10 protein-coding genes are annotated in these 10,694 nt (G+C 73.3%); 6 read left to right on the top strand and 4 right to left on the bottom strand.

Annotated features, from left to right (window positions below; genetic code table 11):
* Positions 1 to 76: 76 nt before the first annotated feature.
* The 3 genes from J0670_RS17785 (at position 77) to J0670_RS17775 (ending at position 3,118) form a co-directional block, all read left to right on the top strand.
* Positions 77 to 1,408, top strand: a complete 1,332-nt coding sequence (locus tag J0670_RS17785) for a M20/M25/M40 family metallo-hydrolase (protein ID WP_207812590.1) — start codon at positions 77 to 79, stop codon at positions 1,406 to 1,408.
* A 314-nt stretch (positions 1,409 to 1,722) separates the two neighbouring features.
* The gene (locus J0670_RS17780; protein WP_374223119.1) at positions 1,723 to 1,965 is read left to right on the top strand and encodes a chaplin; all 243 of its coding nucleotides are present in this window, start codon (positions 1,723 to 1,725) and stop codon (positions 1,963 to 1,965) included.
* A gap of 334 nt (positions 1,966 to 2,299) precedes the next feature.
* A complete protein-coding gene (locus J0670_RS17775) occupies positions 2,300 to 3,118 on the top strand; it encodes a chaplin family protein (RefSeq protein WP_307806567.1) in 819 nt (272 codons plus the stop codon).
* Between the two features lie 102 nt (positions 3,119 to 3,220).
* Here J0670_RS17775 and J0670_RS17770 read toward each other — a convergent pair whose 3' ends face one another.
* A complete protein-coding gene (locus tag J0670_RS17770; RefSeq protein WP_033350848.1) occupies positions 3,221 to 3,430 on the bottom strand; it encodes a DUF5703 family protein in 210 nt (69 codons plus the stop codon).
* Positions 3,431 to 3,782: 352 nt separating this feature from the next.
* On the opposite strand from J0670_RS17770, the gene J0670_RS17765 reads away from it, so the two are divergent.
* Positions 3,783 to 4,382 carry a hypothetical protein gene (locus tag J0670_RS17765; protein ID WP_207812587.1) on the top strand — a complete coding sequence of 200 codons (600 nt, stop codon included), beginning with the start codon at positions 3,783 to 3,785 and terminating at the stop codon, positions 4,380 to 4,382.
* Between the two features lie 127 nt (positions 4,383 to 4,509).
* On the opposite strand, the gene J0670_RS17760 is transcribed toward J0670_RS17765, so the two are convergent.
* Complete coding sequence (locus J0670_RS17760; protein ID WP_207812586.1) at positions 4,510 to 6,516, bottom strand: helix-hairpin-helix domain-containing protein; 2,007 nt, start codon at positions 6,514 to 6,516, stop codon at positions 4,510 to 4,512.
* A 71-nt stretch (positions 6,517 to 6,587) separates the two neighbouring features.
* Positions 6,588 to 7,568 carry an aldo/keto reductase gene (locus J0670_RS17755; RefSeq protein ID WP_207812585.1) on the bottom strand — a complete coding sequence of 327 codons (981 nt, stop codon included), beginning with the start codon at positions 7,566 to 7,568 and terminating at the stop codon, positions 6,588 to 6,590.
* Positions 7,569 to 7,849: 281 nt separating this feature from the next.
* Between J0670_RS17755 and J0670_RS17750 the strand changes: the two genes are divergently transcribed.
* Positions 7,850 to 8,896: an LLM class F420-dependent oxidoreductase gene (locus J0670_RS17750; protein ID WP_207812584.1), complete on the top strand. Its 1,047-nt coding sequence runs from the start codon at positions 7,850 to 7,852 to the stop codon at positions 8,894 to 8,896.
* 25 nt (positions 8,897 to 8,921) lie between these two features.
* Here J0670_RS17750 and J0670_RS17745 read toward each other — a convergent pair whose 3' ends face one another.
* The gene (locus tag J0670_RS17745) at positions 8,922 to 9,902 is read right to left on the bottom strand and encodes a magnesium and cobalt transport protein CorA (RefSeq protein WP_207812583.1); all 981 of its coding nucleotides are present in this window, start codon (positions 9,900 to 9,902) and stop codon (positions 8,922 to 8,924) included.
* 129 nt (positions 9,903 to 10,031) lie between these two features.
* On the opposite strand from J0670_RS17745, the gene J0670_RS17740 reads away from it, so the two are divergent.
* Positions 10,032 to 10,694, top strand: a 663-nt coding sequence (locus tag J0670_RS17740; protein WP_207812582.1) for a histidine phosphatase family protein, incomplete at its 3' end; no start/stop codon positions are given.

The raw sequence follows: 10,694 nt of genomic DNA, 5'->3' as shown, positions 1-10,694 counted from the left end.
CCTCGTCGGCGACGAAGGCCAGCACCAGGTCGCGCGGGGGCTTGCGGCCGGTGCGGGCCCAAGACGAGGAGTGACCGTGAGCGAGCGGAGCGAGTCGGCGGCGCCGAAGGTGACGGCTGAGTCGGAGGTCGCCGAGATCTGTCGCGATCTGATCCGGATCGACACCAGCAACTACGGCGACGGGTCCGGCCCGGGCGAGCGCAAGGCGGCCGAGTACGTGGCCGAACAGCTCGCCGAGTTCGGGCTCGAACCGCAGATCTTCGAGTCGGCCAAGGGGCGGGCCTCCACGGTGGTGCGGATCGAGGGCGAGGACCGGTCGCGCCCGGGCCTGCTGATCCACGGGCACACGGACGTGGTGCCGGCCAACGCCGCGGACTGGACGCACGACCCCTTCAGCGGCGAGATCGCGGACGGCTGCGTCTGGGGGCGCGGCGCGGTCGACATGAAGGACATGGACGCGATGACCCTCGCCGTCGTCCGGGACCGGCTGCGCACCGGCCGCAAGCCCCCGCGCGACCTGGTGCTGGCCTTCGTCGCCGACGAGGAGGCGGGCGGCACGTACGGGGCGCGCTTCCTGGTGGACAAGCACCCGGAGCTGTTCGAGGGCGTGACCGAGGGCATCGGCGAGGTCGGCGGCTTCTCCTTCACGGTCAACGACCAGGTGCGGCTGTATCTGGTGGAGACGGCCGAGAAGGGCATGCACTGGATGCGCCTGACGGTCGAGGGCCGGGCCGGGCACGGCTCGATGGAGAACGACGACAACGCGATCACCGAGCTGTGCGAGGCGGTCGCCCGGCTCGGCCGGCACCAGTTCCCGCTGCGGATCACCAAGACCGTCCGGGCGTTCCTGGACGAGCTGTCCGACGCGCTCGGGGTCAAGCTGGACCCGGAGAACATGGACGAGACCCTGCGCGTCCTCGGCGGCATCGCCAAGATGATCGGCACCACGCTGCGCAACACCGCCCAGCCGACCATGCTCGGCGCCGGCTACAAGGTGAACGTGATCCCCGGTCAGGCCACCGCGCACGTGGACGGGCGCTTCCTGCCCGGCTACGAGGAGGAGTTCCTGGCCGAGCTGGACAGCGTGCTCGGCCCGCGCGTCAAGCGGGAGAGCCTGCACTCGGACCGGGCGATCGAGACCAGCTTCGACGGTGCGCTGGTCGAGGCGATGCAGACGGCGCTGCGAGCGGAGGACCCGATCGCCCGTGCGGTGCCGTACTGCCTGTCGGGCGGTACGGACGCCAAGTCCTTCCAGGACCTCGGCATCCGCTGCTTCGGCTTCGCGCCGCTCCAGCTGCCGCCGGAGCTGGACTTCGCCGGGATGTTCCACGGCGTGGACGAGCGGGTGCCGGTGGACGGGCTGAAGTTCGGCGTCCGGGTGCTGGACCGTTTCATCGACGCCTGCTGAGTGCGCGGGCGGCTGAGCGCCTGCGCGAGTGCCTGCGCGAGTGCCTGCGTGAGTGCCTGCTGATCAGGCGACTGGGTCGGCCCGTTCCCGGGGTTCCGGGGGCGGGCCGACCGCATTGTCGGAGCGCATGATTGTGGGATGGGTTGAAGGAGATCAACAGAAACGATTCTTCCATGCCATTCCGTGCCGACCATCTGTGCGAAGCCTCACCGTTGCGGGTGAATGGGAAATCTGTTCCGTACCCCGTTTGCCGCAGCGTCGTTCATTCCTGTGCAGCCCGCCGAACGGGTTGCGTTGTCCATACAGGAGGAATGATGAAGGTCAAGAAGATCGCCGCTGTCGCCGCCGCCACGGGTGGTCTGGTGCTCGCCGCCGCCGGTGTCGCGTCCGCTCACGGCGGTGCCGGCGCTCAGGGTGTGACGGCGGGCTCTCCGGGTGTCGTCTCCGGTAACCAGATCCAGGTCCCGGTGCACGTCCCGGTCAACCTGTGCGGCAACACCATCAGTGTGGTCGGCGTGCTGAACCCGGCGTTCGGCAACCACTGCGCCAACTTCTGAGTCAACCTCCGGGCCGCTGAGGCCCGTTGAGCCGACTCACTCCAGGCCCCCGGGCGGCGGACGCGCCGCGCCGGGGGCCTTGCGCATGGCCGACGCCCAGGGGTGGCGGCCGGGGGATCCGAAGGGTGCGATCGCTCGATCGGGTGAAGCTGCTTCGTTCGGCTCAACCTCCCCGTTGGCCCCTCGTTAACCCCTGTGCAGTCGCAGACCCTGCGTGATTTACGGATGTCTGGAAATTCCGACTTTCATAAGGTTCACGTCAAGGTCGCCACGTCGTCTCGAAACGTCAGGGGAAAAAATGAGGAATGTAGCCAAGAAGGGGATCCTCACTGCCGTGGCCACCGGCAGTGTGCTGGCCTCGACAGCCGGCTACGCCTACGCGGCCGCCGATGCGCAGGGAGTTGCCGCGGGTTCGGCGGGCGTGGTCTCGGGGAACTCGGTGCAGGTGCCGGTCGAGGTGCCGATCAACGCCTGCGGAAACACGCTCGACGTGATCGGCGCCCTGAACCCTTCGTTCGGCAACCGCTGCGCCAACACGAGCGGCGGCGGCCACCACGCCGCCTCGCACTCCGCCCCGTCCGGCCAGGGCGGTCAGTCCAGCCACCCCGGCCAGAGCTGGCACCCCGGCCAGGGCGGCCTGCCCGGGAGCGGTGCCGCCGGTCCGGGCACCGACGCCGGTCACGGCCCCGTCGCCTCGGGGGCCTCCGCCAGCGGTGCCGCGGTCGGCTCGCCCGGGGTGATCTCCGGCAACAGCGTCCAGGCCCCGGTGGACGTCCCGGTCAACGCCTGCGGCAACTCCGTGAACGTGGTCGGTGTCGGCAACCCGGCCTTCGGCAACACCTGCGGCAACGTCGAGGCGCCCGCCCCGAAGCCGACCGAGGACTGCCCCGAGGGCCACACCCCGCTCGTCCCGCCGACCGGCGAGACCCCGGGCGTCCCGCGCACCGGCGGCCCGTCCACTCCCGCCACCGCCTCGGAGAGCCAGATCGCTCCGGCCGCCGCCCACACCCCCGCCCCGGTCGCGCAGCCCGTCGCGGACAGCCAGCTGGCCGCCACCGGCGCCGGCCAGGTCGAGATGCTGGGGGCCGCCGGGCTCGCGCTGCTGATCGGTGGCGGCGTGCTCTACCGCCGCGCCCGCGCCGGCGCCCGCTGAGCACGGTCCACGACCGGCCGGCGCCCGGCGCCGGAACGCAGCACCCGCGGCCGCCCGTTCACCGGGCGGCCGCGGGTGCGTGAAGGTCAGGGCCTCAGCCCGTCACCAGCTCCGGACCTGCCGGATGATCCGCCGCTTCAGCCGGACCGTCCGGCTGCCGTCGGGGAACAACCGCAGCCGGTCGAGCTCCCAGTGCCCGTACTCGGCGTGCTCGGTGAGTAGTTGGCGCGCCGCGTTGCGCGTGGTGCCGCGCGGCATGCGCAGCGACTGGTACTCGTACTCCGGCTGCCGGACCGGCTTCGGTGGGGTCAAAACGCTCCTCCTGAGGATCAACTGCACGCAAGCCTACGGCCTGCCCCGGACACTCGGCCCGGGTATTTCCGGCCGTCCTCCCGGGCCGGAGCGGGGGTTCGGCGGTGCGTGGCCCGGGCTCTCCACTGACAGTGCATCAGTTGTGTTGCTCCTGTGGAGTGGATACCCCGATACCGGCGCGTGAAGCGGCACCCGGACGGCCCCGTCCGATTCGCCGCGCGCCCTCCGCGCCCGTCCCGCGCGGGGACAGATCCACCTGGATCGGACATCAGGGGGGAAGTTGCGGTGAAATCGCGGGTGTAGGTGACAACCGCTGTGCGTACCGGCGCCGAGGGGAGATAGCGTCTGCACCATGTCTGATGCCGCGCAGCCCACCATTGCCGAGGTACGCGCCGCCGCTGAGGCGGTCAAGGCCGCCATCGACCGTCATCTGGAAGCGGTGTCAAGCCCCAACGCAGCCGACGATCCCGCCGTGTCCGCCGCCTACGAGCAGCTCGCGACGGCCGCCATCGCCTACGACCAGCTCCTGTACGAGGCCTACGACGAGGTCACCCCCTTCGAGATCCCCGGGGACGAGGGGCCGGGCGGCTACCACGGCCCGGAACAGCCCGAGGCGATCAGCGTGCTGATCCGCCGCGACTACCACGTGGTCGACCCCAAGCGGCTGCGCTCCCAGGCCGAGCGGCTCGACGAGTCGCTGACCCCGGGCGGGGCCGGCGGGGTGAACGCCGCGATCGGAGTGCTGTTCGGCGAGTACGAGCCGGACGAGATCGCCGCCCGCAGCGAGGAGTTCGGCCTGGAGGAGGCGGACTCCACGCTCTGGGTCGCGGCCGCCGAGCCGACCGAGCCGGGGGAGTGGCTGCCGGAGCCCTTCGAGCACGCCGATCCGCAGCTGCTGATCTGCCGGTTCGACGTGAGCGAGGTCTACGACGACGAGGATCCGGACGACTGACGCGATCCGGTACGGAGGACGGGCGGGCCCACGGGGAAGCGGGCCCGCCCGTCACGTTCGTCGGCGGCGCTGGACTCAGGCCGTCCGAGGACGCCTCACGGCGGCTCAGTACGCCTCGGTGCGGGTCTCAGTACGCCGAAGCGGCGTTCTCCGCGAGGATCGCCCGCAGCCGGGTGGTACGCGGCTGCGCCGGGCGCTCGGCGACGGCCTGGGCGAGTGCCGGGCCCGCCGCGTGCACCACGGACAGGTGCCGCTCGCCGCGCCCGAAGGCGGTGTAGACCCACTGCCGGGTGAGCATCTGGCCGGCGTCCTCCGGCAGGACGACCACTGCGGCCGGCCACCGCCGGCCGAGCGCCTGGTGGACGGTCAGCGCCCAGCCGTGCCGCAGCCGGCCGGCCTCGGCGGGCGGGACGGTCCGGCGCGAGCCGTCCGCGTACTCCAGGTGCAGGCCGGTGGCGTCGCCGTCCAGCACCCGGGCCGGGCGGGTGATCCCGGGCGCGGGGGACTCCACCACCCGGTCGCCCGGGTCGAAGCCGGCGAAGCGGCCGGGGCCGGGGTTGAGCCGGGCCTTGGCGGCGGCGTTCAGCGCCCGGGTGCCGGCCGGGCCGCCGTGACCGGGGGTCAGCAGCACCACCTGCTCGGCCGGGATGCGGAGCGCGCGCGGGATGGAGTCGGTGAGCAGCTGGACGGCCCGGTGGACGGCCTCGCCGCCGTCCTTGGCGGTCAGGATGACCACCTCCTTGTCCGGCGCCTCGACGGGCTGCAGCTCGCCGATGCCGACGCCGGAGACCAGCTCGCCGATCGGGCCGAAGTCCGGGGTGCGGGAGGCGACCGCCGGGCAGACCTTGGCGGCCAGCAGGTCGGCGAAGAACCGGCCGGGGCCGGCCGACCAGAGCTGGCCAGGGTCCCCGCTGAGCACCAGCCGGGTGCCGTCGGCGAGCGACTCCAGCAGGGTGGCGGCCAGTTCGACGTCCAGCAGCGGCGCGTCCAGGACGATCAGGACGTCCACGGCGAGCGTGCCGTCGGGGGAGCGGCCGGGGCCGGCCGTACCGGACAGCAGCTCGGCGAGGGTGACCACGGGGGCGGCGGCGTCGGCCCCGGCGAGCGCGGCGAAGGACTCCTTGCCCTGGTCGGTCCAGGTGGCGGCCCAGGCCCGCAGTCCGAGACGCCCGGCGGCGGCGAGCAGCGCGGCCGGTTCGGCACGGGCGGCCTCGCCGCCGGTGTGCAGGACCAGGGCGCTGTCGGCGACGGCCCGGATCAGCGCGGTCGCGGAGGAGGACGGCGCGGCCCCGGCGGCGGACGCCGGTTCGGGGTCCTCACCCGGTACGAAGGTGGCCATCAGCTGGAGCAGCCCCTCGGCGAGGCTGTCCTCGGCCATGGCCAGTCGTTCGAGCGCGAGCAGCGTCCGGGTCGGCGGCTCCTCGTCCTCGCCGCCCGCCGCGTGCGCCTCGGCGCCGGCCAGCTCCTCCTGGAAGGGCAGCACCCGCCCGTCCGTGACGGCGGCCTGGATCGCGGCGGCCGGGTCCGGCATCCGGAGGCGGTCGAGCCCGGCCGTCACCTCGGTGAGCTCCAGGGCCGAGTGCCCGCGCAGCACCGCCTGCTCCAGCAGCCACAGCACCAGCGCCTGGGCGCGGCGCGAGTCGCCGGGCGCGGCGTCGGGGCCGAGCAGCTCGCGGGCGAAGCGGTCGGCGTGCTCGGGGCGGACGCCGGGCAGGCCCAGCACCGCCCACGGGTCCTCGCGCAGCCGTTCGGCCGCGTCGTCGCCGAACTCGGCCACGGCCGCGGCCGCCAGCTCGGCCGGGGCGCCGCCGGCGGTCAGCACCTCGGCGGCCTCCCGGAGGGCGTCGCCGCGCGGCCGGTCCGCTGCCACGGGGGCCGGTGCGGCCGGTGGCGCTGCGGCCGGTGCGGTGGGGGCCTCCCCGTCCGCCGTCTCCGCAGTGCCCGAAGCCTCCGAAGCCTCCGGAGCGCCTGGAGCGCCCGGAACCCGTGAAGCCTCCGGGGCCGACGGCTGCGGCCCGATGCTCCGGATCCGCTCTGCCAGCTCCGCGATCGCCGCCGCCTTGTCGGCCGGGGTGGCCGGGGAGGCGGGGGACGCCGAGGTCTCCTCCGGAGCGCCGTTCCCCGTGTCAGTCATCGTCGTCCGCTCCAAAGGTCCACTCCACTGCACTGCACTGCACGTTCTCTTCGACGACCCGGATCCGGGGCCTACAGCTCACTCCAGCCCTGGTCCGGGTAGCGGTGCACCGGCGACGAGATGTCGTCCAGCGCGCCGCGGATCTCACCCGGAAGCGTAAGCGCCTCCACCGACAGCGCCGCCTGGAGCTGCGCCACCGTCCGTGCCCCGACCAGCGCACTCGTCACCCCGGGCCGGTCCCGGACCCACGCCAGCGCGACCGCCAGCGGGCTGCTGGCCAGCCCGTCGGCGGCGGTCGCGAGGGCGTCCACGATCCGCCGCGAGCGCTCCCCGAGGTACGGCTGGACGAACCCGGACAGGTAGGGCGAGGCGCCGCGCGAGTCCTGCGGGACGCCGTGCCGGTACTTGCCGGTCAGCACCCCGCGCCCGAGCGGCGAGCCGGCGAGGACGCCGACGCCGGTGTCCAGCGCGGCGGGCAGCGCCTCGCGCTCGATGCCGCGCTGCAGCAGCGAGTACTCCAGCTGCGCCCCGGCCAGCGGGACCCGTCCGTGGTGGGCGTGCTGCCAGGTGGCGGCCCTGGCGAGCTGCCAGCCGCTGAAGTCGCAGACCCCGACGTAGCGGGCGCGCCCGGAGGTGACGGCGATGTCGAGGGCGCTGAGCGTCTCCTCGACCGGAGTCATCGGGTCGAAGGCGTGGACCTGCCACAGGTCGACGTAGTCGGTGCCGAGCCGGCGCAGCGAGGCGTCCAGGGCGGCGAGCAGGTGCCCGCGCGAGCCGTCGAAGCGGCGGGCGGACTCGGGGACGCTGCCCGCCTTGGTGGCGATGACGAGTTCGGAGCGGGGGACCAGACTGTCGGTGAGGCGGGAGATCAGGTACTCGGCCCCGCCGTCCGCGTACACGTCCGCGGTGTCGACCAGGTTGCCGCCGGCGTCGACGAACTCCTTGAGCTGCTCGGCGGCCTCGTGCTCGTCGGTGTCGCGGCCCCAGTTCATGGTGCCGAGACCGAGGCGGGAGACCTGTAGGCCGGTACGGCCGAGGCAACGCTTTTCCATCGGACGGGCCCTCCACTGGCCGGTGGCCCCGGTGGCCCCGGTGGCCCTGTAAACGCGCAGGTGGGGAGAGTGCTCCCACGTCGGCTGAGCGTAGCGGCCGGTACGCGGACAGGTGTGCCGACCCGCAGAACGATCAACACCGCCGGTGTGACCCAGACCACCACTACCCGTCAGTAGCATGACCCGGGAGCGCGCGGCTACGCTCGCCACCAAGCCCACGCGACCGGCCATCAAGCCCACGCGACTGGCCACCAGGCCCACCCGACTGGAAGGTTCGGCACATGCGACTCGGCATCAACCTCGGCTACTGGGGACTCGGCATGGACGCCGACAACATCGCCGTGGCACAGGAGGCGGACCGGCTCGGCTACTCGGTCTGCTGGGCGGCCGAGGCGTACGGCTCGGACGCCGCGACCGTGCTGAGCTTCGTCGCCGCGAAGACCGAGCGGATCGACGTCGGCTCCGCCATCTTCCAGATCCCGGCCCGCACCCCGGCCATGACCGCGATGACCGCCGCGACCCTGGACACCCTCTCCGGCGGCCGCTTCCGCCTCGGCCTCGGCGTCTCCGGCCCGCAGGTGTCCGAGGGCTGGTACGGCGTGAAGTTCGACAAGCCGCTCGCCCGCACCCGCGAGTACGTGGAGATCATCCGCAAGGCGATGTCCCGCGAGCGCCTGGTGCACGAGGGCGAGCACTGGACCCTGCCGCTGCCCGGCGGCCCCGGCAAGCCGCTCAAGCTCACCGTGCACCCGGTGCGCGAGCACATCCCGCTGTACATCGCCGCGATCGGCCCGAAGAACCTGGAGCAGACCGGCGAGATCGCCGACGGCTGGCTCGGCATCTTCTTCGCCCCCGAGCACGCCGGGCTCTCCCTCGACCCGCTGAAGGCCGGGCGCGCCAAGGCGGGCAAGTCCCTGGACGGCTTCGACCTCTGCCCGACCGTCAACATCGCGGTCGGCGAGGACATCAAGGCCGGGGTCGACTCCCAGCGCTCCTACGCCGCGCTCTACATCGGCGGCATGGGCAGCAAGGAGAAGAACTTCTACAACCAGCTCGCCCGGCGGATGGGCTACGAGCAGGCGGCCGACGAGGTCCAGGAGAAGTACCTGGCCAGGGACTACGAGGGCGCCGCGGCCGCCGTCCCGCACGACCTGATCGACGCCACCTCGCTGATCGGCGACACCGCCCGGATCGCCGACCGGATGCAGGCCTACGCGGACGCGGGCGTCACCACCCTCACCCTGGCCCCCTCCGGTTTCACCCTGGACGAGCGGGTGCGGGCGCTGCGCACCGGCGTCGAGGCGCTGGAGCGCGCGGGCCTGGCCTGAGCCGCGGAAGGGCGGTGGAGGGGCGCTACAGCCAGTCGTGCCGCTTGAACACCCGGTGCAGCACCACGCAGACCAGCGCCATCAACGAGAGCACCGCCGGGTACCCCCAGGGCTGCTTCAGTTCGGGCATGGACTCGAAGTTCATCCCGTAGATGCCCGCGATCATGGTCGGTACGGCGGCCAGCGCCGCCCAGGCGGAGATCTTCCGCATGTCGTTGTTCTGCTGCACGCTGACCTGCGCCAGGTTGGCGCTGAGGATGTCGGACAGCAGCCGGTCCATGCCGTCCACCTGGTCGTTCACCCGGGCCAGGTGGTCGGCGACGTCCCGCAGGTAGGGGGCGGTCTCCGGGCGGACGAAGGGGGCGCCGCGCTCCAGGCGGAGCATCGGCTCCAGCAGGGGGAGGGTGGCGCGGCGGACGGTCATCACCTGGCGCTTGCAGCCGTAGATCCGTCCGGCGTTGTCGCGGCCGACCCGGCCGGGGGCGAAGACGTCCGCCTCCAGCTCGTCCAGGTCGGTCTGGAGCGCGGTGGTCACCTCGACGTAGCCGTCGACCACGGTGTCGCAGACCGAGTGCAGCACCGAGCTGGGCCCGTAGCGCAGCAGTTCGGGCTCCCGCTCCAGCCGGGCGCGCAGGCCGCTGAGCGGGGTGTCCTCGCCGTGCCGGACGGTCATCACGAAGTCCGGGCCGAGGAAGACCATCACCTCGCCGACGGCGACCGCCTGCGCGCCGGGGCGGTAGCCGAGCGTCTTGAGGGCGACGAACAGGGAGCCCTGGTAGGGCTCGACCTTGGGGCGCTGGTGCGCGCTGACGGCATCCTCGACGGCCAGCGGGTGCAGCGCGAATTCCGTGCCGGCCTGGTCGAGTTCCTCGGCGGTGGGCTCGAAGAGGCCTATCCAGACGAAGCCGCCCGGTCCGGCCGCCCGAGCGGCGGCGAGCGCGCCGGCCAGGTCGTCGGGGGCGTCGAGGCGGTGGCCGTCGTGGTAGGCGGCGCAGTGGACGATCATGCGGGCCATTCTGACCCGGCGGCGGCCGCCGGGCACGGAGCCGGGCATGGCGGGCGGCCGCCCGGTCAGGTGGAGCCGGGGTGGGAAAGCGGAACCACGACACCCCCGGGAGGCCGTAGGCTAGGCCCCATGCCCACGCTGCTGCTCGTCCGACACGGCCGCTCGACCGCCAACACCGCCGGGATCCTGGCCGGTTGGACCCCCGGTGTGGACTTGGACGACACCGGCCGCGCGCAGGCCGCCGCGCTGGCCGGGCGACTGGCCGGGATCCCGCTGGCGCAGGTCGTCAGCAGCCCGCTGGAGCGCTGTCGGCAGACCCTGGAGCCGCTGCTGGCCGACCGCCCCGAACTGGGGCAGCCCACCCAGGACGAGCGGCTCGGCGAGTGCCACTACGGCGAGTGGACCGGCCGTCCGCTGGCCGAGCTGGCCAAGGAACCGCTCTGGCGCACCGTGCAGGACCACGCCGCCGCGGCGGCCTTCCCGGGCGGTGAGTCGCTGCGCGAGCTGAGCCACCGCACGGTGAGCGCGGTCCGCGAGTGGAACGCCAAGGTCGCCGCCGAGCACGGCGAGGACGCGGTCTGGATCGCCTGCTCGCACGGCGACGTGATCAAGGCGGTGGTGGCCGACGCCCTCGGCCTGCACCTGGACCACTTCCAGCGGATCAGCGTCGAGCCCTGCTCCGTCACCGCGATCCGGTACACCGCGCAGCGGCCCTTCGTGCTGAGAATGGGCGACACCGGCGACCTCTCCTCGCTCGCCCCCAAGCCCGGCCCGGCTCCGACGGCCCCGGCC

The sequence above is a fragment of the Streptomyces sp. FH025 genome (assembly GCF_017427025.1).
GTDB lineage: Bacteria > Actinomycetota > Actinomycetes > Streptomycetales > Streptomycetaceae > Kitasatospora.
The sequence above is the reverse complement of the archived record's forward strand: the minus strand, read 5'-3'. Positions and strand labels throughout refer to the sequence as shown.

Bases quoted from the DNA above. Each gene is read 5' to 3' on its own strand.
- J0670_RS17780 (WP_374223119.1), top strand. From the start codon at position 1,723: ATGAAGGTCAAGAAGATCGCCGCTGTCGCCGCCGCCACGGGTGGTCTG.
- J0670_RS17765 (WP_207812587.1), top strand. From the start codon at position 3,783: ATGTCTGATGCCGCGCAGCCCACCATTGCCGAGGTACGCGCCGCCGCT.
- J0670_RS17760 (WP_207812586.1), bottom strand. From the start codon at position 6,516: ATGACTGACACGGGGAACGGCGCTCCGGAGGAGACCTCGGCGTCCCCC.
- J0670_RS17755 (WP_207812585.1), bottom strand. From the start codon at position 7,568: ATGGAAAAGCGTTGCCTCGGCCGTACCGGCCTACAGGTCTCCCGCCTC.
- J0670_RS17750 (WP_207812584.1), top strand. From the start codon at position 7,850: ATGCGACTCGGCATCAACCTCGGCTACTGGGGACTCGGCATGGACGCC.
- J0670_RS17745 (WP_207812583.1), bottom strand. From the start codon at position 9,902: ATGATCGTCCACTGCGCCGCCTACCACGACGGCCACCGCCTCGACGCC.